We start from the raw sequence: 21,404 nt of genomic DNA on the forward strand, positions 1-21,404 counted from the left end.
ATGTCACTATTGCATGGTTTGCCCCGGCGCAGGCCGGGTAAAATTATAAATGTCCCAAAAAGAAACAATATTTGGGGCGCGAGTTTCGGTGCAGGGCCGCGAGGAGGGCATGGGCGGCAACAAAAAAGGGCGATCCGAAGACCGCCCTTTCTTAATTCCGGTGACAGGACTGATTAGAAGTCCATGCCGCCTCGTCTGGCGCGCTTGCGACGCCGGACCACTAAAAGGGCATGGGCGGCAACGAAAAAGGGCGATCCGAAGACCGCCCTTTCTTAATTCTGGTGACAGGACTGATTGGAAGTCCGTGCCGCCCCGTCTGGCGCGCTTGCGACGCCGGGCCACTAAAAGGGCATGGGCGGGCAACGAAAAAGGGCGATCCGAAGACCGCCCTTTCTTAATTCCGGTGACAGGACTGATTGGAAGTCCGTGACGCCTCGTCTGGCGCGCTTGCGACGCCGGACCACTAAAAGGGCATGGGCGGCAACGAAAAAGGGCGATCCGAAGACCGCCCTTTCTTAATTCCGGTGACAGGACTGATTAGAAGTCCATGCCGCCCATGCCGCCGCCCGGCATTGCCGGCATTGCAGCTTCCTTCTTCGGAAGCTCGGCGATCATGGCTTCGGTGGTGATCAGCAGAGAAGCAACCGAAGCCGCGTTCTGCAGAGCCGTGCGAACAACCTTGACCGGGTCGACGATGCCGAGCTGGATCAGGTCGCCATATTCGCCGGTCTGGGCGTTGTAGCCGTAGTTGTCTTCGTTCTTCTCGAGGATCTTGCCAACAACGATGGAAGCTTCGTCACCTGCGTTGTCTGCAATCTGGCGAACCAGAGCCTGCAGGGCGCGGCGGATGATGTTGATACCGGCTTCCTGATCGTCGTTTTCACCCTTGGCGGTGATCTTCGTGGACGAACGCAGCAGAGCCACGCCACCACCAGGCACGATGCCTTCCTGAACGGCAGCGCGCGTCGCGTTGAGAGCGTCGTCGATGCGGTCCTTCTTTTCCTTCACTTCAACTTCCGTCGAACCGCCAACGCGGATCACAGCAACGCCGCCAGCGAGCTTGGCAAGACGTTCCTGCAGCTTTTCGCGGTCGTAGTCGGAGGTGGTTTCTTCGATCTGCGCCTTGATCTGGGCAACACGACCTTCGATGTCGGACTTCTGGCCGGCGCCGTCAACGATCGTGGTGTTTTCCTTGGAGATCGAAACCTTCTTCGACTTGCCGAGCATGTCGAGGGTAACGTTTTCGAGCTTGATGCCGAGGTCTTCCGAAATGACGGTACCACCGGTCAGGATGGCGATGTCTTCCAGCATGGCCTTGCGGCGGTCGCCGAAGCCAGGAGCCTTGACGGCAGCGATCTTGAGGCCGCCACGCAGCTTGTTGACGACGAGCGTTGCAAGAGCTTCGCCTTCAACGTCTTCAGCAATGATGACGAGCGGCTTGCCGGTCTGAACGACAGCTTCGAGAACCGGCAGCATGGCCTGAAGGTTCGAGAGCTTCTTTTCGTGCAGAAGGATGTAGGCGTCTTCGAGGTCCGCAACCATCTTTTCAGGGTTGGTCACGAAGTAGGGCGACAGGTAGCCGCGGTCGAACTGCATGCCTTCAACGACTTCGAGTTCGGTTTCAGCGGTCTTGGCTTCTTCAACGGTGATGACGCCTTCGTTGCCGACCTTCTGCATTGCTTCAGCAATGTCGAGACCGATCTGACGCTCGCCGTTTGCAGAGATCGTGCCGACCTGCGCAACTTCTTCAGACGTGTTGATCTTCTTGGCCTTGGCCTGAAGGTCCTTGACGACTTCAGCAACGGCCAGATCGATACCGCGCTTCAGGTCCATCGGGTTCATGCCGGCAGCAACTGCCTTGGAACCTTCGCGAACGATGGCCTGGGCCAGAACGGTGGCGGTGGTGGTGCCGTCACCGGCGATGTCGTTGGTCTTGGAGGCAACTTCGCGAACGAGCTGTGCGCCCATGTTCTCGAACTTGTCTTCCAGTTCGATTTCCTTGGCGACGGAAACGCCGTCCTTGGTGATGCGCGGTGCGCCGAAGGACTTGTCGATAACAACGTTACGACCCTTCGGGCCGAGGGTTACCTTCACTGCATCAGCGAGGATATCGACGCCCTTGAGCATCTTTTCGCGTGCTGTGCGGCCGAATTTTACTTCTTTGGCTGCCATGTTCAAAACTCCTGGTTTCGAATGGCCGGAACGGGTCCGGCTTGAAATTTAAGGAAGGATGGGTTGGCCGAAATCAGCCGATAATGCCCATGATGTCGGCTTCCTTCATGATCAGAAGGTCTTCGCCGTTGAGCTTGACTTCGGTGCCCGACCACTTGCCGAACAGAACGCGGTCGCCAGCTTTGACGTCGAGAGCGACGACCTTGCCGGACTCATCGCGTGCGCCGGAACCGACGGCGACGATTTCGCCTTCCTGCGGCTTTTCCTTGGCGGTATCGGGAATGATGATGCCACCCTTGGTCTTGGCTTCGGATTCTACGCGACGAACGACGACGCGATCATGAAGCGGGCGGAAATTGGTGCTTGTCATTGCCTAATCCCTCGATCAAATGACTTCACGAACCTTTCAGAGGCTCGCGTGATGGGTGTTAGCACTCTTCTTGTTTGAGTGCCAGCGAAGCCGAGATAAGGAAGCGTTCCGCTTGAGTCAAGAACGCGCCGTTGGAAAAATTTCACGGCTTATGGTTATCAGCGTTCCATGACAGAAATTTCCGGTGCCTTCTGAATGAGACGAAATCGCTCTTCCGGCGGCACGGCTGCTGGTTCCCGCATAGAGGGGTTTTATGTTCGCATGGTGGCCAGAGGGCGGAAGGCGGGCCCAGCACCGCTTTTTTCCTTGCCATCGGCGTCCTGCTTTGCCATGTCACGCACACCCTTTTCTCGCATCCGGAAAGCATCTCATGGCCCATCGCATTCAAACCCTCGGCGAAATCACTGATGGGTTCGACGTTATTTTTTCGGATGTATGGGGCGTGCTGCACAATGGCGTCAGCGCCTTTCCGGATGCCGCGGTTGCGCTGCACGAAGCCCGCAAGGCTGGCAAGACGGTGGTGCTCATCACCAATTCGCCGCGCCCGGCCCCCGGCGTCATCGCCCAGCTTCGCGTTCTCGGCGTGCCTGACGAGGCCTATGACCGCATCATCACCTCTGGCGACGTGACCCGCGGGCTGATTGCGGAAGGCCCTAAAAAAGTCTTCCTGCTTGGGCCGGAGCGTGACATGCCGCTGCTAGAAGGCCTCGATGTCGAGGTTGTTGGCGAGGCGGAAGCGGAATCCGTTGTCTGCACCGGCTTCTTCGATGACGAGACGGAAACGCCAGAAGACTATACCGACATGCTGAAAGGCTTCATTTCCCGCAACGCGCCGATGATCTGCGCCAACCCTGATCTGGTGGTGGAGCGCGGCGAGCGCATCATTCCCTGCGCTGGCGCCATGGCGGCCTATTACGAACAGCTCGGCGGCGAAATCCGCATTGCCGGCAAACCGCATGCGCCGATCTATGAAGCCTGCCTTGCCGCGGCGAAAGAAGTGCGCGGCGATTTCCCGAAAGATCGCGTGCTTGCCATTGGCGATGGCATGCCGACTGATGTGAAGGGCGCGATTGCGAGCGGCCTCAACCTTCTTTATATCAGCGGCGGCATTCACGCCGCCGAATATACGCTGAATGGCCAGACGGACGAGGCGCTTCTGAACGCCTATCTCAAAGGGCAGGGCGCTGCTCCCGGCTGGTGGATGCCCCGCCTTGCCTGAGAAACGTCTGGCTTAAACCGGCGTAAAATAATGGATCGACTGCCATGACCGTCTTTCATCGCAATGAAAAAAAGGAGCCGCTGCCGGACAACCTTCGCGGCGGTGTCATCGCGATAGGCAATTTCGATGGCGTGCATCGCGGCCACCGCGCTGTTCTGGACCGGGCGCTGGAACTGGCCGAAGCGCGTGGCGTTCCCGCGCTGGTACTGACTTTCGAGCCACATCCCCGTTCCGTCTTCCGCCCCGATGTGCCGGTCTTCCGCCTCACACCTGCGCCATTGAAGGCGCGCATTCTCGAGGCCATCGGTTTCCGCTCCGTTATCGAATACCCGTTCGACCGGGAGTTCTCGCAACGCTCGGCGGAGGAATTCGTCCAGTCCATTCTGATTGACTGGCTGCATGCGAGCGCCGTCGTCACGGGCTTCGATTTCCATTTCGGCAAGGGGCGCGAAGGCGGGCCGGCATTCCTGATGGAAGCCGGCAAACGCCATGGATTTGACGTGACGCTGGTGGATGCCTTCCGCGACGAGGGCGCGGATGTCGTCTCTTCCAGCCGGATACGCGCGCTTCTGTGCGAGGGTGATGTGGCGGGCGCCGCGGGCCTGCTAGGTTACCGTTTCACGGTGGAAAGCGAAGTCATCGGCGGCCAGAAGCTTGGCCGCACGCTGGGTTACCCCACCGCCAACATGGCGCTGGCGCCGGAAACGGAACTGAAGGCGGGCATCTATGCCGTCCGCTTCCGACGGCCTGATGGCTCGATCCGCGACGGCGTGGCGAGCTTCGGTTATCGCCCGACGGTCACGGACAACGGCGCTCCCCTGCTCGAAACATTCGTTTTCGATTTTTCGGGCGATCTCTATGGCGAGGTCTGCTCGGTCTCCTTCTTCGGCCACCTGCGCGATGAATTGAAGTTCGATGGGCTCGATCCGCTGGTTGCCCAGGTCAAGCGCGATGAAGAGGAGGCGAGGGCGATGCTTTCGGGCGTGCGTCCGCTCAGCGAACTGGATGTGAAGATAGCATTCTGACCCTCTGCTGCCGCCTGGCTCATCACCGTCGCTTTTCACTTCCTTTTTGCCGGGAAACCGCATAAACAACCGTCCATGTCCCAATACCGGTTGAAATTTGCAGTTCAGATTGGCCGAATTATTGGCCCGGCCTTCCGCCCGCTCTGAGAGAGCCGGAAGGTCCGGGATTTTGGCGCTTCCATCACATGTGGCTTTCATGACATGTGGAATGACATGGCGCTTTCCGAATTTGCCCTCTTTGCAATTGAGATCGCGCGACCGATACGGCGCGCAACAACGGTACGATTATGAGCGACACCGCAGAAAAACTGGACTACTCCACCACCCTCTATCTGCCGCAGACGGATTTTCCGATGCGCGCCGGCCTGCCGCAGAAAGAACCGGAAACGGTGAAGCGCTGGCAGGAAATGGGTCTCTACAAGAAGCTGCGCGCCTCGGCCGCCGGCCGCGAAAAATTCGTTCTGCATGACGGCCCGCCCTATGCCAACGGCAACATCCATATCGGCCATGCGCTGAACAAAATCCTGAAGGACGTCATCACCCGCTCGTTCCAGATGCGCGGTTACGACGCCAATTACGTGCCCGGATGGGATTGCCACGGCTTGCCGATCGAATGGAAGATCGAGGAAGCCTACCGCGCCAAGGGCAAGAACAAGGACGAGGTTCCGGTCAACGAATTCCGTCAGGAGTGCCGTGAGTTCGCAGCCGGCTGGATCAAGGTCCAGTCGGAGGAGTTCAAGCGCCTCGGCATCGAAGGCGACTTCGAAAATCCCTACACGACCATGAACTTCCACGCGGAAGCCCGCATCGCCGGCGAACTTTTGAAGATCGCCAAGAGCGGCCAGCTTTATCGTGGCTCCAAGCCGATCATGTGGTCGGTTGTCGAGCGCACGGCGCTGGCGGAAGCGGAAGTCGAATATCATGACGTCGAGAGCGACACGATCTGGGTGAAGTTCCCCGTCGTTGAAGGCTCTGCGGAGCTCAATGGCGCCTCCATCGTCATCTGGACGACCACGCCGTGGACGATTCCCGGCAACCGCGCCATCTCGTTTTCGTCGCGCATCGCCTATGGCCTTTATGAGGTCACGGCGGCTGCGAATGATTTCGGCCCGCAGCCGGGCGAAAAACTCGTCTTCGCAGACAAGCTGGCAGCGGAATGCTTTGCCAAGGCAAAGCTCGAATTTACACGCCTGCGCGACGTGAAGGCGGAAGAGCTCGCGGCTGTCACCTGCGCCCACCCGCTGGCATCGCTGGGTTACACCTTCCCTGTTCCGGTTCTCGATGGCGATCACGTCACCGACGATGCCGGTACCGGCTTTGTGCATACCGCTCCAGGCCATGGTCGCGAAGACTTTGACGCTTGGATGGCGCAGGCGCGCGATCTGGAAGCGCGTGGTATCTCCTCCAAGATCCCGTTCACGGTCGGCGACGACGGTTTCTACACCGAAGACGCCCCCGGTTTCGGCCCGTCGGCCGAAGGCGGTGCTGCCCGTGTCATGGATGATAACGGCAAGAAGGGCGACGCCAATGAGCGCGTCATCAAAGCGCTGATCGCGGAAAACAACCTGTTTGCCCGTGGCCGTCTGAAGCACAGCTATCCGCATAGCTGGCGCTCCAAGAAGCCGGTGATCTTCCGCAACACGCCGCAATGGTTCGTCTATATGGACAAGGAACTGGGCGACGGCACGACGCTGCGCTCGCGTTCTCTTTCGGCTATCGACCAGACTCGCTTCGTACCGGCCTCCGGCCAGAACCGCCTGCGTGCCATGATCGAAGGCCGCCCGGACTGGGTTCTGTCGCGCCAGCGCAGCTGGGGCGTGCCGATCGCCGTCTTCGCCGACGACAAGGGCGAGGTTCTGGTCGACGAGGCCGTCAACGCCCGCATCCTCGAGGCCTTCGAGGCCGAAGGCGCTGACGCCTGGTTCGCCGAAGGCACTAAGGAACGCTTCCTCGGCAATGATCACGACCATGCCAGGTGGCAGCAGGTCATGGACATCCTCGACGTCTGGTTCGACAGCGGTTGCACCCACACCTTCACGCTGGAAGACCGCCCGGACCTGAAGTGGCCGGCGGATGTCTATCTCGAAGGCTCCGACCAGCATCGCGGCTGGTTCCATTCGTCGCTGCTTGAAAGCTGCGCGACGCGTGGCCGTGCGCCTTACAATGCCGTTGTGACCCACGGTTTCACTATGGACGAGCAGGGGCGCAAGCAGTCGAAGTCGCTCGGCAACGTGGTCGCCCCGCAGGAAGTCATGAGTCAGTCGGGTGCCGATATCCTGCGCCTGTGGGTGATGACCACGGATTACTGGGAAGACCAGCGCCTCGGCAAGGCCATCATCCAGACCAATGTCGATGCCTATCGCAAGCTGCGCAACACCATCCGCTGGATGCTGGGCACGCTCGCCCATTACAAGGGCGAGGAGATCGCCTATGACGATCTGCCGGAACTCGAAAAGCTGGTGCTGCACCGTCTGTCCGAACTGGATGGCGTTGTTCGCGACGGTTATGACGGCTTCGAGTTCAAGAAGATCACCCGCGCGCTGATCGACTTTGCCAATGTCGAGCTTTCGGCCTTCTATTTCGACGTCCGCAAGGACACGTTGTATTGCGACGCGCCGTCGTCGCTGAAGCGCCGCGCGGCCCTGTCGGTCATCGCGAAGCTGTTCGATTGCCTGGTGACGTGGCTTGCCCCCATGCTGCCCTTCACCACGGAAGAAGCCTGGCTGTCGCGCTACCCGGATTCGGAGTCGGTGCATCTCGCCCAGTTCCCGGAAATCCCGGCGAACTGGAAGAATGATGCGCTGGAAGCGAAGTGGGAGAAAATCCGCAAGGTCCGCACTGTCGTCACGGGCGCGCTTGAAGTCGAGCGCCGTGAAAAGCGCATCGGCTCCTCGCTGGAGGCCGCACCTGTCGTCCACATCGCCGACGCCGATCTGCTGGCCGCGCTGAAGGATCAGGACTTCGCCGAAATCTGCATCACCTCGGCCATCACGGTTGTGGGTGACGAAGGCCCTGCCGACGGTTTCCGCCTGCCGGAAGTGCCGAAGGTCGTGGTCGAGCAGAAGCTCGCGGAAGGTGAAAAATGCGCGCGTTCGTGGCGCATCACCACCGATGTCGGGTCCGATCCGGATTATCCCGACGTCTCGGCCCGCGATGCGGCGGCCCTGCGTGAGCTTGCGGCACTCTCGTAACGAAAATGACCGGATGAATTGCGCTTTGCCTCTTCATCCGGTACACCTGCCTGAAAATGGCCGGATTTGCACGGCAATGCGGGCTGCCGCCTGCCGAAAGACGATGTCTGGCGAAGTGGGACGGACGGCTGGAAGGGTTTCGATGAAGACGATGCAGGGTAATGCGCAGGGTTTGGGCATGTTTCGCACGGTTGTTGGCGTCACGACGATGGGCGTGCTGCTGGGCGCCTGCACCAGCCCAACCTACGGTACGGGCAAGACGGCGGCCGAACAGCTTGTCGACGACCTCGGCAACGCGACCTCGATCACCGGTGACCAGAGCAAGCGCAACCTGAAATATGGCCCGCGCCCCGGTCTCGTCGTTCCCGCCCAGGCCCGCGCCGAACAGCTGACCACGCCGCAGCAGAACATGGCCAACCGCGAAAACAACCCGCAATGGGTCGAATCGCCGGAAGAAACCCGCGAACGTCTGCGCGACGAGGCGGATGCCAACAAGAACAACCCGCATTACCGCTCGCCGCTGCTCGCAGGCAACGGTACTGCCGGTCAGATGACCGAAAGCCAGAAGTGGGAAGCATTCCGCAAGGCCAAGGCCGAAGCACAGGGTGGTTCCGTCGTCAACGCCCAGCGCAAGTTCCTGACCGATCCGCCGGCTGAATATCGCAGCGTTCCGCAGGATCAGCTGACCGATCTCGGCGAGCCGGAACAGAAGAAGGAAAAGCGCCGCAAGAAAGAAGCGGCTATGGCCAACACCGGCAAACCCTGGTGGAACCCCTTCTGATAAAATGAATGGCTGATGGTCTGCGGGAAAGATTGCACCTCCCGCCGGCCGCTTAGTCGTCGAGACGTTTCTCGCGAAAGAATGTCCGCAGAATTTCAGCACTTTCGCTTTCCGCCAGCCCCGAATAGACATCCGGCGCGTGGTGGCAGGTCGGCTGGCTGAAGAAGCGCACGCCACTCTCCACCGCGCCGCCCTTCGGGTCCTGTGCGCCGTAATAAAGGCGACGGATGCGTGCGAATGAAATCGCCGCCGCGCACATGGTGCAGGGCTCCAGCGTAACGTAAAGATCGGCGCCGGGCAGGCGTTCCTGCCCCAGCGCCTCGCAGGCCATGCGGATCACGGCGATTTCGGCGTGCGCCGTCACATCGTTCAATTCACGGGTGCGGTTGCCGGATTTGGCGATGACGCGGCCTTCCAGAACCAGTACGGCGCCGATCGGAACCTCCTGCCGCTCACCCGCGGCACGGGCTTCCGCCAGCGCCAGCTCCATGAAATGCGTCCTTTCGGCCATTGCGTTTCAATTTCCTCTTAACCCTTGTGCTTGGACCTGATAGGACAGCCCAAACAACAGGCAAACAGCAAATGACTTTTAAAGACAAGCCGAAGCGTGATGGCGGCAAGACATTTAGCCGCGACAAGAAGCCGAAAGGCCCTGGCAAGCCCGCCGCGGAACGCGAGAAGAAACCAGCCGAGGCAAAGGCCGCCCCGGCGCCGGAAACCGTAGGTGCTTCCAAGCCCGAGCGCATTTCCAAGATCATGGCGCGCGCAGGCGTCGCCTCGCGCCGCGATGTCGAGCGCATGATCATGGAAGGCCGCGTGTCGTTGAACGGCGTCTTGCTGGACACGCCAGTGGTCAACGCCACGCTCTCGGACAAGATCGAAGTGGACGGAATGCCTATCCGTGGCGCCGAACGCACGCGCCTGTGGCTTTATCACAAGCCCGCCGGTCTGGTGACGACCAATTCCGACCCGGAAGGCCGCCCGACCGTGTTCGACAATCTGCCGGGTGAATTGCCGCGCGTGCTCTCCATCGGCCGTCTCGATATCAACACCGAAGGCCTGCTGCTGCTCACCAATGATGGCGGCCTTTCCCGCGTACTCGAACTGCCGACCACCGGCTGGCTGCGCCGTTACCGCGTGCGCGCCCATGGCGAGGTCGATCAGGCGGCACTCGACAAGCTCAAGGACGGCATCGCCGTCGACGGCGTGCTTTACGGCGCGATCGACGCGACGCTCGACCGCACCCAGGGCCACAATGTCTGGATCACCATGGGTCTGCGCGAGGGCAAGAACCGCGAAATCAAGAACGTGCTCGGCGCTCTTGGTCTCGAGGTCAACCGCCTGATCCGTATTTCCTATGGTCCGTTCCAGCTGGGTGATCTGCCCGAAGGCAAGGTGCTGGAAGTACGCGGCCGCATGCTGCGTGACCAGCTCGGCCCACGCCTGATCGAAGAGGCCGGCGCCAATTTCGACGCGCCGATCTACAATACATCTGTCGACGACGAGGAAGAGGCCCCGGCCAAGCGCGCCAAGTCCGAATGGGCAAAAAGCGACGCGCCGGAAGGCAGGCCGCGGTTTGAAAAGGCGGCCGGCAAGCCGGAAGATCGCCGTGAGAAGGCGCTCGGCCGTCTCGACACCAAGCGCGGCGACAAACCTGCCGGTAAGTTCGGTTCCAAGCCTGCCGGAAAATTCGGCGGCAAGGGCCGCAATGACGAAGAGGGCGATGATCGTCGCCCCCGCCAGCCCGCCGGCACGAGCCGCACCGCCAATGTCTGGATGGCGCCCGGTGCAAAGCCCACCCGCGATGGCAAGGAACGCAAGTCGTCTGCCCGCGCCGAAGCCGAAAGCCTGTTCAAGAAGCCGTCCGCCCAGGACGAAGCCCGTCGCAGCGTCGTGCGCCATGCCGATGACGAGGGTGAGTGGATCCGCTCGGAGCCTGTTCGTGAGGACGATCGTGGTCATGGCCGCGGCGAGCGCCCGGCCCGTGGCGAAAAGAGCTTTGGCGATCGCGGTGGTCGCGGCGGCAAGTCTTTTGGTGACCGGCCCTCCGGCGACCGGCCTTTCCGGGATCGCCCGCGTGAAGACGGCGACCGCCCCCGTGGCGAGCGTCCCGCACGCGGCGCAAAGAGCTTCGGTGATCGCCCTGCACGCGGTGAAAAACCCTTTGGCGACCGCCCGTTCCGTGATCGGCCCCGCGAAGACGGCGACCGCCCGCGCAGCGATCGTCCCCGCGGTGAAAAGAGTTTCGGCGATCGTACCGCCCGTGGCGAAAGACCCGCTGGCGACCGTCCGTTCCGCGACAGACCCCGCGAAGACGGTGATCGGCCACGCAGCGAGCGCCCGGCAGGTGACAAGCCCCGTGGCGGCAAACCGGGTGGCAAACCCGGTTTCGGCAAGCCGTCCTTCGCAAAGTCGGGCGAGCGCGGCGAACGTTCGGGTTTCACAGGCAAGAGCAAAGGCCCCGGTGGTCCCGGTGGCGGCAAGCCGGGCGGTAAGGGCCCGGGTGGCAAACCTTCCGGTGGCAGGGGAATGACACGTAATGCGGATCGTAGGCGGTGAGTTCCGCGGCCGGACTTTGGCCGCGCCGAAATCGAATTCCATTCGTCCGACCATCGACAGGACGCGGGAAAGCCTCTTTAACATCCTGAGCCACGCCTATCCGGAAAGTCTTGACGGTACGCGCGTTCTGGATGTTTTTGCCGGAACCGGCGCGGTGGGGCTTGAAGCTCTGTCGCGCGGCTGTCGGGTGGCGCTCTTCGTTGAAAACGGCGTCGAGGGCAGGGGGCTGCTGTGGGAAAATATCGATGCGCTCGGCCTGCACGGTCGCGCCCGCATCCTGCGGCGTGATGCCACCAAGCTCGGCGGCGTCAACAACATCGAGCCCTTCGATCTTCTCTTCGCCGATCCGCCCTATGGCCATGGCCATGGCGAGAAGGCGTTTGCGGCAGCCCATGGCGGCGGCTGGCTGAACCCCGGCGCGCTCGCCATCCTGGAAGAGCGCGGCGACGTGACGGTCACGGTCGAGCCGGTGTTCAAGCCGCTTGAAAGCCGGATTTTCGGCGACACGAAGATGCATTTCTACCGCTACGAGCCCTGACGGGGACTTTCCCGTCGCGCCACGGTCTTGTCTTGTTTGCCCAATAGGCAGAGCCTTTACCGTGGTAATCTTTTTGGGTGTTTCGCATGGAGCAGGCTGGCAACGAGAGCGTCACGACCGTCCGCGCCGGGGAGGAAATCCTCAAGGGTGGCGGCGGGAGCGGCCATGAGCCGACATTCGGGCTGGCGCTCGGCGGTGGCGGCGCCCGCGGTATCTGCCACATCAATATCATCGAGGCACTGGATGAACTTGGTATCCGGCCGGTGATGCTTTCGGGATCCTCTATCGGTTCCATCATCGGGGCGGGCATGGCAGCGGGCATGTCGGGCCGCGAAATCCGCGAATATACGCTTGAACTCATGGGTCGGAAGGGCTCCGTGGCCAACCGGCTCTGGAGCCTCGGCCCGGCATCGATGCGCCATGCGGCCCACGGTTTTCGCCTCGGCCAGTTCAATCTCGAACTCATCCTTCATGCCCTGCTGCCGCAGGCCCTGCCGAAGGATTTTTCGCAGTTTGCCATCCCGCTGAAGGTGATCACGACAGATTATTACGCCCAGACCGAAGTGGTGGTGGAAAGTGGCGAGATCATCCAGGCGCTGGCCGCATCCGCTGCCATCCCGGCGCTGTTCATGCCTGTCCGTATCGATGGCCGTATCATGATCGATGGCGGTATCTTCAATCCTGTCCCTTATGAACACCTGCTGGACCATGCCGATATCGTCATCGGGGTCGATGTCGTCGGCGGCCCGGAAGGTGACGGCACCACCATGCCGAACCGGCTGGATAGCCTGTTCGGCGCCAGCCAGCTGATGATGCAGGCGGCGATTGCGCTGAAACTCAGGCTGCGCCCGCCGCACATCTTCCTGCGCCCGCCGGTGCACCGTTTCGGCGTGCTGGATTTCTTGAAGTCGGAAGAGGTGTTGAACGCGTCGTCCGGCATCAAGGATGATCTGAAACGGCAGATTGAAATGCAGGTGGAGCTATTTCATCGCGGGCAGGGTGTCGAAGCCTAAGCAGCAATCCCCGAGTATTCGCCAGGAACGAGCGGGTGCCACTGGCTTGTCTACCCGGCGGGGGCAAGGGGCGTGCTTCCAAATAGCGCCACAAAAGTCACACCGAAACTTCCGTCTCACTGTCTTCCATATCCTCTTCCTCCTCCCGCTTTTCCGCCTTGTTCTTCGGCCTCATCAGCGGTTCCGGCTTCACCTCGCGAACCGGCTTGTTGTGCAGCATCTGCCGGCCGGCGGCGAGGCCCTCGACGGCCTGAAGCTCAAGCCGCTGTTCATCACGTTCGCGAATGTCGTCGGAGATGGCGAGCGCCCTTTCGCCATCCATATCCAGCCCCTCAAGAATGCGCCTGCCGAATAGCAGACCGGATTCCAGCGTCTCGCGGATTTCATATTCCACGCCCTTTTTCCTGAGATCGATGGAATGAATGCGATCATAGGAGCGTGCATAGATGCGCACGCTTGGAAATTCCGACTGGATCATGTCGATGATACGGTCGGTGACTTCCTTCTTGTGGGTGCAGACCGCAACCAGATCGGCCCGTTCGATGCCGGCGGCGATCAGCACGTCCTTGCGGGTGCCATCGCCGAAAAAGATGCGGAAGCCAAAACGGGCGGCCTGACGAACGCGGTCGGCGGAACTGTCGATGACGGTCACGTCGCGCCCGCCGGCCAGGAGAATCTGCGAGGCGATCTGGCCGAAACGGGAAAAGCCGATCATCAGCACATCCGCACCTGCCCCGTCGAAATCCTCTTCGAGCTTGTCTTCCTCTGCATCCTCCGCCGTCAGACGCCGCGAAATCACTGCCAGGACCGGTGTCAGCGCCATGGAGAGCGTGACGACGGCGACGAGGATCGAGGCCGTTGCCTGCGGAAACAGGCCGGAGGCGGCAGCCGTTGTGAAAAGCACAAAACCGAATTCGCCGCCCTGCGCCAGAAGCAGCGCGATGCGGCTTGATGCATAACGCGACGAGCCGGCAATGCGGCAGAGGCCATAGATCAGTGCCGCCTTCACCGCCATCATGACAGGCACGGCGATCAGGATCAGGACGATGTGCTCGTAGACGATGTTGACATGCAGCGACATGCCGACAGCCATGAAGAACAGCGCCAGAAACAGGCCGCGAAACGGCTCGATATCGGCCTCCAGCTCGTGCCGGTACGAGGATTCAGACAGCATCAGCCCCGCCAGCAGCGCACCCATGCCCATCGACAGGCCCACCAACTCCATGATGGCGGCCGCGCCGATGACGACAAAAAGGGCTGCCGCGATCATCACTTCGCGCGCGCCCGTGCGGGCGATGATCTGGAACATCGGGGTGAGAAGATAACGGCCGGCCAGCACCATGCCCGCCACCGCGACGATGGAGGCGACGAGATCGTAGACCATTGAATCCGACGCCACGTCCGGCCGGTTGGAAAGAATGGTAACGAGGGCCAGAAGCGGCACGATGGCCAGATCCTGAAACAGCAGGATAGAAAAGGAGCGGTTGCCGTGCCGCGTATTCATGTCGCCGTCGTCTTCGAGGATCTGCAGCGCAAAGGCGGTAGAGGAAAGCGCAAGGCCGAAACCTGCAACCACGCTTCCCCGCCAGTCGATCAGCCCCGCCCACCAGGCAATTGCCGCCAGCGCGCTGCCCGTCACCAGCACCTGCGCCAGCCCGAGGCCCAAAATGTCGCGCCGCATCTGCCAGATGCGCGTGGGTTTCAATTCAAGGCCGATGATGAAGAGCAGGAAAACGACCCCGAGTTCCGAGACATTGAAGATGTCCTTCGCATCCGTGACCAGATGCAGGAACGGGCCGATAACGATGCCGGCGACGAGATAACCGAGCACGGTGCCCAGCCCCAGCTTGCGGAAAACCGAGGCCGCGATGACCGCGCCGGCCAGAAGCAGCAATGGTTCGGAAAAGAGAGCGTCGTGCTCGGTCATGCGGGCGAACTTTCGAATAGGGTGGCGATGGAGCCGCTCGGATAGAGAAAGCGGCGTTTCGCCCTTGATGCGGGGTTGCTGGCACAATAAATGGAACAGGAATGAAAGGCCAACTCATGTCCTCAGAAATAGATTCTTCCAAACTTCTCGATCGCGCCAGCGAACTTGTCGATCTTGCCCGTGCTGCGGGTGCGGATGAGGCGGATGCCGTTGTCGTCCGCTCCCGCTCGCAATCGGTCGGGGTGCGGCTTGGCAAGGTGGAAAGCACCGAATCCTCCGAAAGCGATGATTTTTCCCTGCGCGTCCTCGTCGGCCGTCGGGTGGCGAGCGTTTCGGCCAATCCGGGCTTCGATCTCAAGACGCTGGCCGAACGGGCCGTCGCGATGGCGAAGGTCTCGCCGGAAGACCCCTTTGCCTGCCTGGCGGACAGGGAACGGCTGGCCACGTCCTATGACGACCTTCAGCTTTTCGATGCGACTGAAGTCTCTGCCGATCAGCTGCGGGAAGCGGCGCTTGCCTCGGAAGAAGCGGCGCTGGCGGTCAAGGGCGTCAGCAATTCCTCGGGTGCCGGCGCGTCGAGCGGCATGGGCGGACTCGTGCTGGTCACCTCCCACGGTTTTTCCGGCAGCTATATGGGAAGCCGCTTCGGCCGCTCCGTCAGCGTCATCGCTGGCGAAGGCACGAAGATGGAGCGTGACTACGATTTCGACAGCCGCCTTTATTATGCCGATCTTGATGCCGCCGAAGAGATCGGCCGCCGCGCCGGGGAAAAAGTCGTGCGCCGTGTCGGTCCGCGCCAGGTCGATACGGGCAGCAACATCACTGTCGTGTTTGATCCCCGTATCGCCCGCGGTTTCGTCGGCGCCATTGCCGGCGCCATCAACGGCGCTTCGGTTGCCCGCAAGACCAGCTTCCTGCGCGACAAGATGGGCCAGCAGGTTTTGAAAAAGGGTCTTCATCTCACCGACGATCCCCAGATCGTGCGCGGCCCGTCCTCCCGCCCGTTCGACGGCGAAGGTGTTCGCGGTGAGAAGATGACGATGATCGAGGACGGTGTTTTGAAACATTGGTTCCTCTCCACCTCGGCGGCGCGGGAACTCGGCCTTGAAACCAATGGCCGCGGCGTGCGCGGCGGCACCTCGGTCTCGCCGGCCTCCACCAATCTGGCGCTGGAGCCGGGCGATCTGTCGCCGGAAGAGTTGCTGGCGCAGGTCGGAACCGGTTTTTACGTCACCGAACTGATTGGCCATGGCGCGAACATGCTGACAGGTGAGTATAGCTGTGGCGCCAGCGGTTTCTGGATCGAGAACGGCGAAAAATCCTTCCCCGTGTCCGAAGTCACCATCGCGTCCAACCTGAAGGACATGTTCATGCGGGTGACGCCGGCCAATGATATCGACCGCAAATATGGTGTCGCCGCACCGACGCTCGCCATCGAAGGCATGACGATCGCTGGCAAGTGAGGCAGCCTGCGGGTTGTTTTCGCGCGCACTTTATGTGCAAGTGCGAAGAGAAAAACGGGCGCGCCGTCTGAGGCGCGCGGAAAAGACGGCAAAATGAACGATATGGCTGAGGCCCGCTGGGTCTCCGATCTGAGGCTGGTGCTTGAAGCCGCGCGCAAGGCGGGCGAGACGGCGCTGGGTTTCTTCCGCAAGGACCCCGAGGTCTGGTGGAAGAATGGCGGGCTTTCGCCGGTCAGCGCGGCGGACTATGCCGCCAATGAAATTCTCGAAACTATTCTGCGCGCGGCTCGGCCGGATTACGGCTGGCTTTCGGAAGAGACGGATGACGATACGGACAGGCTTTCCCGCTCCACCGTTTTCGTCGTCGATCCCATCGATGGCACCCGTGCCTTCATCGGCGGCCGTGATACCTGGTGCGTCAGCGTTGCGGTGGTGCATGAGGGACGGCCGGTCGTCGGTGTCCTCGTTGCGCCGGCGCTGGCGGAGGAGTTTACCGCGGTGGAAGGCGGCGTGGCGTTTAAGAACGGAGCTGCCATCTCGGCAATCCGTGCCAATGGTGGAACGTTTCATCTCGCCGCAGCGGCGGAAGTGATCGCGCATCTGCCGGAAGACTTGCGCAATACCGTGGAGCGCATCCCGCACGTGCCCTCGCTTGCCTACCGGCTGGCCATGGTGGCGGATGGCCGCATCGACGGAACGCTGGTCCTGCCGAACTCGCACGAGTGGGATCTCGCCGCCGCCGATCTCATCCTGGAACGCGCCGGCGGCCAGCTTGTCGGCCTCGATGGCAAACCTCTGATGTATAATCGCCGCCAGGTGAACCACCCCGCATTGTGCGCCGCAGCAGATTATGCGCTTCCCGCACTTTTGAAAGCGTTTTCACACGTGTCCGATGGTTGACGTTTGCCGGGAAATCCCGCAGATGAAGGCCTCTCTCAGCGTTTAAGAAAGAGACAAAGACATGACGGAAACTGGCAAACCGAAACAGCTGCTGCACCTCGTCTTCGGCGGCGAACTTGAAAACCTTCAGGATGTTCAGTTCCGGGATTTGAACGCGCTCGATATCGTCGGCATCTATCCGGATTATGCGTCCGCGCTTACCGCCTGGAAGTCCAAGGCGCAGATGACGGTCGACAATGCCCATATGCGTTATTTTATCGTGCATATGCACCGTCTTCTCAATCCCGACGACAAAATTTGAGTCCTTTTCCCCTTGCGTTGTAATACTATTGGGTGAAGGCGGTTTTCCCGTGATTCCTGCGCAGTAGGCGCGGGCCGGGATGCCGGGGCGAGAAAATGTGATCGCGCTTTCATTTCCGATGACAAAAAATGACGCAATTTAAGAAGAAGTAGGCGGCGACAACAACAAGAGCAGGGGAAGGGCATTGCGCGGAATGATCAAGGGCAGAATGTCATGAGCAGCCGTATCGCACGTTTCGCTCTTTCCGGTTACCGGATCGCCGGTATTGCCGCCTATCCCTTCGCCAGGCCTTATCTTTCCTATCGGGCAGCAAAGGGCAAGGAAGACAAGCGCCGTCGGCTTGAACGTTTCGGTTATGCCAGCGCCGAGCGCCCGCGCGGCCCGCTCGTCTGGTTTCACGCCGCCAGTGTCGGCGAAACGCTTGCCCTCATCCCGCTCATCCGCGAAATCCGCAAGCGCGATATTCTCGTGCTTTTGACCACCGGCACCGTCACGTCAGCCGAACTCACACGCACCCGGCTTGGCGACGACGTGATCCACCAATATGTGCCGCTCGACATCAAGATCGCGGTCAACCGCTTTCTCACCTATTGGGCGCCGGATGCCGCCATAACAGCTGAATCAGAAATCTGGCCGGTGACGATGATGGAGCTGGAGCGCCGCCACATTCCGCAGATCCGGGTCAATGCGCGCCTCTCCGACCGCTCCTTCGATCGCTGGAAAGCCCGTCACGACATCGCGGAATCGCTCTTTTCCAAGCTGGCGCTGGTGGTTGCGCAATCCGATCTCGATGCCGAACGCTTCCGCGATCTCGGCTCGTGGCCGGTGGTGATTTCAGGCAATCTCAAGGGAGATACGGACCCGCCGCCCTGTGACGAGGCGCTGCTGGAGACCTATCGCAAGCAGGTCGGCAATCGCAAGACATGGGCGGCGATCTCCACCTTTGACGGTGAGGAAAAGGCCGCCGCCACCGTGCACGCCGCGATCAAGTCGCGCAACGGTCAATTGACCATCATCGTGCCGCGCCATCCCGAGCGTGGCGATGATGTGGAGGCGATGCTGAAGGGCATGGGACTGACGGTGGCGCGCCGTAGCCGCAACGACGTGATCACCCCGGAAACCGATATTTTCCTCGGTGATTCCATCGGAGAAATGGGCCTTTACCTGCGGCTGACCGAACTGGCCTTTGTCGGCCGTTCCTTGACCGCCGAAGGTGGGCAGAACCCGCTGGAGCCGGCCATGCTCGGCTGTGCCGTATTGTCTGGCGCCCATGTGCAGAATTTCCGCGAGGCCTACCAGAAGCTCATCCGCGCCGGCGGTGGCCGTATCATCCGCGATGTCGAGATGCTGGCCAAGGCGGTGCATTATCTGCTGGTCAACGATAACGAGCGTTACAAGATGATCGATGCCGGAAACCGGGTCATTCAGGATATGCGCGGTGCGCTTTCCTCCACCGTCAAGGCGCTGGAACCCTATATCAACCCGCTCACCGTTTCGGCCAAGCTGCAACCGCGGAGCGCTATCGGTTCATGGTAGCGGATATCGAACCCGACGCGGCACAATCGATCGCCGCTGTGCTCTTCGACAAGGACGGCACGCTTTTAGGTTATGATGCCAGCTGGGGTCCGGTGAACCGCGAACTCGCGTCGATTGCCGCCAAGGGCGACGCCGCACTCGCCGACCGGCTTCTGGCGGCCTGCGGCATGGACCCGGTCACCGGCCATGTCGTGCCGGACAGCCTGCTCGCCGCCGGCAACACGGCGGAAATCGCTGCCGGTCTGGTCGCTGCCGGCTCTCCCTGCGATGTTGTCGAACTCACCCAACGTCTCGACCGCCTGTTCACCGAGGCTGCGGATAAATCCGTGCCGGTTACTGACCTCAAGGCCTTTTTCGCAAGGCTGAAGGCGCGCGGCTACAAGCTCGGCATCGCTTCCAGCGACAATGAAAACTCCATCCGCCAGACGGCCATCCGCTTCGGTTTCGAAACCGATATCGATTTTGTGGCTGGGTATGACAGCGGTTACGGCACCAAGCCGCAGCCCGGCATGGTTCTCGGTTTCTGCGAGGCGATCGGATTTCCGCCGGAACGTGTGGCTGTCGTCGGCGACAATAACCACGATCTGCACATGGCAAAGAATGCCGGTGCCGGTCTTCGCATCGCCGTGCTGACCGGAACCGGCTCGCGCGAAAGCCTTGGTGCGGATGCGCATTATTGTTTCGATGATATCACCGGGCTTGAAGCGCTGCTGCCGGAACGAGTTGTTTGAAGCGTTACGAGCACATCCCGTCATTCCGGCCTTGAGCCGGAAAGCACGGCCAGCCCGTGTCGGGGGCCGGTGCATGAAGCCCGTCTATTCCATTTTTGCAATTTACGGTTTTTTCTGGCAAACAACCTCCCAGACGTGAAATAGCGAACGGAAAGCCGTGGGCGATGCGGCCGGGAGCGGGAATAGATGGTTTCTGAAGCGCCGCCCTTCTGGTGGCAGAAAGCGGGATGGCAGGCATGGCTCCTGTCACCTTTTTCGCTTCTCTACGGCAAGGTCGCCGGCCGGCGCATGCGGACGGCAAAGCGGGCAAGCATTCCCGTACCGGTCATCTGCATCGGCAACTTCACGGTCGGCGGGGCGGGCAAGACACCGACGGCGATAGCCATCGCCAGAGCCGCCCTTGCACGGGGTATGAAACCGGGTTTCCTCAGCCGCGGTTATGGCGGCACGCTCGACGTAACTACTCTTGTCGAGGCGCAGCATCACCGCGCCGCCGATGTCGGCGATGAACCTCTTCTCCTGGCGCGCGAAGCGGTAACGGTCATTTCGCGCAGACGCGTGGAGGGAGCACACCGGCTTGTAAAGGAAGGTGTTGATCTCATCATCATGGATGACGGGTTCCAGAGCGCCCGCCTGACGCTGGATTACGCACTCGTCGTCATCGATACGGTGCGCGGCATCGGCAATGGCCATCTCGTGCCGGGTGGCCCGGTGAGGGCACCGCTTTCCGAACAGATGCGGCAGATGACCGGATTGCTGAAAGTGGGCAAGGGCCATGCGGCCGATCCCTTGGTGCGGCAGGCGGCAAAGGCCGCCAAACCCGTCTTCGTCGCCGCGATCACGCCGCAGGAGCCTGAAGATTTCAGGGGAAAGCGCGTGCTCGCTTTTGCTGGCATCGCCGATCCCGCGAAATTCTATCGCACCGTCGAGGCGCTTGGCGGCGACATCGTGCTGCAGCGCTCTTTCCCGGATCATCACCATTTCAGCGATGACGAAATCGACGATCTCCTCAAGGAAGCCGAAAAGCAGAAGTTGCAACTGGTGACGACCGCCAAGGATGCGGTGCGTCTCAACGGGCATCACGGCCGGGCGGAAGAACTACTATGGAACAGTCAAGTGATCGAAATCGACATGGTTTTCGATGATCCCAACGCCGCCGCGACGATTATCGAAACGGCGGTGGTGAACTGCCGGACGCGGTTGCTGCGCGAAAATGGGCGGTCGTCAACTTAGAGTACCTAGGAACGGCGCCGTCAGGGCTCACTTCACCTCCTTCCTGTGCTTGTCACAGGAATCCAGCCGACGCGCGTCTGCGTGGCGGGGAAAGTCCTTTCAGCCCAAGGACTTGGGCTGGCTGGATCCCCGTGACAAGCACAGGGATGAGGGAGGGGTACGCGTCGCACTCAACGCGCCGTTTTCCAACTCACGCCGGCAAACCGCCAGCCTTCCGCTCTGCCTCCAGAGACGCGCCCGCGTCCACATAGGCCTCCTGCCGCGCCACGCTCCAATAGCGCAACTCATCGAGCGGAATGGTCTTGCCTGTCACGGCGCAGATGACATGTGAGCCGGTCTGGACGATGCGGAAGTCACCATCGAGATATTCGATGACGGCGAGGCGGTTGCCGCCTCCCTCAAATCTGTTCATCCGTTTTCGTCTCCTGCTCTGTCCTGTCAGGGC

General features: G+C 61.2%; 18 protein-coding genes. 13 read left to right on the plus strand and 5 right to left on the minus strand.

Annotation, left to right across the window (positions count from 1 at the left end; all coding sequences use genetic code 11):
- Positions 1-537: 537 nt before the first annotated feature.
- Positions 538-2,172, minus strand: a complete 1,635-nt coding sequence (gene groL, locus ACFVTJ_RS06380; RefSeq protein ID WP_386905647.1) for a chaperonin GroEL — start codon at positions 2,170-2,172, stop codon at positions 538-540.
- A gap of 73 nt (positions 2,173-2,245) precedes the next feature.
- Positions 2,246-2,542 carry a co-chaperone GroES gene (gene groES, locus ACFVTJ_RS06385; RefSeq protein ID WP_003522946.1) on the minus strand — a complete coding sequence of 99 codons (297 nt, stop codon included), beginning with the start codon at positions 2,540-2,542 and terminating at the stop codon, positions 2,246-2,248.
- 370 nt (positions 2,543-2,912) lie between these two features.
- On the opposite strand from groES, the gene ACFVTJ_RS06390 reads away from it, so the two are divergent.
- The 4 genes from ACFVTJ_RS06390 to ACFVTJ_RS06405 all read left to right on the plus strand — a co-directional run bounded on the left by ACFVTJ_RS06390 (position 2,913) and on the right by ACFVTJ_RS06405 (position 8,758).
- Positions 2,913-3,761, plus strand: a complete 849-nt coding sequence (locus ACFVTJ_RS06390) for a TIGR01459 family HAD-type hydrolase (RefSeq protein ID WP_386905650.1) — start codon at positions 2,913-2,915, stop codon at positions 3,759-3,761.
- A 44-nt stretch (positions 3,762-3,805) separates the two neighbouring features.
- Positions 3,806-4,786, plus strand: a complete 981-nt coding sequence (locus ACFVTJ_RS06395; protein ID WP_386905652.1) for a bifunctional riboflavin kinase/FAD synthetase — start codon at positions 3,806-3,808, stop codon at positions 4,784-4,786.
- Positions 4,787-5,073: 287 nt separating this feature from the next.
- The gene (ileS, locus tag ACFVTJ_RS06400; protein ID WP_386905654.1) at positions 5,074-7,977 is read left to right on the plus strand and encodes an isoleucine--tRNA ligase; all 2,904 of its coding nucleotides are present in this window, start codon (positions 5,074-5,076) and stop codon (positions 7,975-7,977) included.
- Positions 7,978-8,119: 142 nt separating this feature from the next.
- On the plus strand, positions 8,120-8,758 hold the full coding sequence (locus tag ACFVTJ_RS06405) for a hypothetical protein (RefSeq protein ID WP_386905656.1): 639 nt from the start codon (positions 8,120-8,122) through the stop codon (positions 8,756-8,758).
- A 52-nt stretch (positions 8,759-8,810) separates the two neighbouring features.
- Here ACFVTJ_RS06405 and ACFVTJ_RS06410 read toward each other — a convergent pair whose 3' ends face one another.
- Positions 8,811-9,269 (minus strand): nucleoside deaminase, encoded by a 459-nt coding sequence (locus tag ACFVTJ_RS06410; RefSeq protein ID WP_386905658.1) that lies wholly within the window; start codon positions 9,267-9,269, stop codon positions 8,811-8,813.
- Positions 9,270-9,340: 71 nt separating this feature from the next.
- On the opposite strand from ACFVTJ_RS06410, the gene ACFVTJ_RS06415 reads away from it, so the two are divergent.
- From ACFVTJ_RS06415 to ACFVTJ_RS06425, 3 genes are all read left to right on the plus strand, one after another.
- Positions 9,341-11,317 carry a pseudouridine synthase gene (locus tag ACFVTJ_RS06415; RefSeq protein ID WP_386905660.1) on the plus strand — a complete coding sequence of 659 codons (1,977 nt, stop codon included), beginning with the start codon at positions 9,341-9,343 and terminating at the stop codon, positions 11,315-11,317.
- Positions 11,298-11,855 carry a 16S rRNA (guanine(966)-N(2))-methyltransferase RsmD gene (gene rsmD / locus ACFVTJ_RS06420; protein ID WP_386905662.1) on the plus strand — a complete coding sequence of 186 codons (558 nt, stop codon included), beginning with the start codon at positions 11,298-11,300 and terminating at the stop codon, positions 11,853-11,855. Before ACFVTJ_RS06415 ends, rsmD begins: the two co-directional genes overlap by 20 nt.
- Positions 11,856-11,941: 86 nt before the next feature.
- Positions 11,942-12,868, plus strand: a complete 927-nt coding sequence (locus tag ACFVTJ_RS06425; RefSeq protein ID WP_386905664.1) for a patatin-like phospholipase family protein — start codon at positions 11,942-11,944, stop codon at positions 12,866-12,868.
- A gap of 97 nt (positions 12,869-12,965) precedes the next feature.
- On the opposite strand, the gene ACFVTJ_RS06430 is transcribed toward ACFVTJ_RS06425, so the two are convergent.
- Entirely contained in the window at positions 12,966-14,795 is a 1,830-nt protein-coding gene (locus tag ACFVTJ_RS06430; protein WP_386905666.1) for a monovalent cation:proton antiporter-2 (CPA2) family protein, read from the minus strand.
- Between the two features lie 116 nt (positions 14,796-14,911).
- Between ACFVTJ_RS06430 and ACFVTJ_RS06435 the strand changes: the two genes are divergently transcribed.
- The 6 genes from ACFVTJ_RS06435 to lpxK all read left to right on the plus strand — a co-directional run bounded on the left by ACFVTJ_RS06435 (position 14,912) and on the right by lpxK (position 20,959).
- On the plus strand, positions 14,912-16,258 hold the full coding sequence (locus ACFVTJ_RS06435; RefSeq protein ID WP_386905667.1) for a TldD/PmbA family protein: 1,347 nt from the start codon (positions 14,912-14,914) through the stop codon (positions 16,256-16,258).
- 93 nt (positions 16,259-16,351) lie between these two features.
- Positions 16,352-17,158, plus strand: coding sequence for a 3'(2'),5'-bisphosphate nucleotidase CysQ (locus ACFVTJ_RS06440; RefSeq protein WP_386905670.1), 807 nt, complete (start codon positions 16,352-16,354; stop codon positions 17,156-17,158).
- A 61-nt stretch (positions 17,159-17,219) separates the two neighbouring features.
- Positions 17,220-17,459 carry a DUF4170 domain-containing protein gene (locus ACFVTJ_RS06445; protein ID WP_006313175.1) on the plus strand — a complete coding sequence of 80 codons (240 nt, stop codon included), beginning with the start codon at positions 17,220-17,222 and terminating at the stop codon, positions 17,457-17,459.
- Between the two features lie 213 nt (positions 17,460-17,672).
- Positions 17,673-18,995, plus strand: coding sequence for a lipid IV(A) 3-deoxy-D-manno-octulosonic acid transferase (gene waaA, locus ACFVTJ_RS06450; protein ID WP_386905673.1), 1,323 nt, complete (start codon positions 17,673-17,675; stop codon positions 18,993-18,995).
- Positions 18,989-19,726 (plus strand): HAD family hydrolase, encoded by a 738-nt coding sequence (locus ACFVTJ_RS06455; protein WP_386905675.1) that lies wholly within the window; start codon positions 18,989-18,991, stop codon positions 19,724-19,726. The genes waaA and ACFVTJ_RS06455 overlap by 7 nt, the downstream gene beginning before the upstream one ends.
- 186 nt (positions 19,727-19,912) lie before the next feature.
- A complete protein-coding gene (gene lpxK / locus ACFVTJ_RS06460; protein ID WP_386905677.1) occupies positions 19,913-20,959 on the plus strand; it encodes a tetraacyldisaccharide 4'-kinase in 1,047 nt (348 codons plus the stop codon).
- Between the two features lie 190 nt (positions 20,960-21,149).
- Here the strand turns inward: lpxK and ACFVTJ_RS06465 are convergent, their stop codons facing one another.
- A complete protein-coding gene (locus ACFVTJ_RS06465) occupies positions 21,150-21,371 on the minus strand; it encodes a DUF2093 domain-containing protein (protein WP_386905679.1) in 222 nt (73 codons plus the stop codon).
- Between the last annotated feature and the right edge of the window lie 33 nt (positions 21,372-21,404).

This window comes from Agrobacterium sp. NPDC058088, assembly GCF_042885035.1.
Lineage (GTDB): Bacteria > Pseudomonadota > Alphaproteobacteria > Rhizobiales > Rhizobiaceae > Agrobacterium.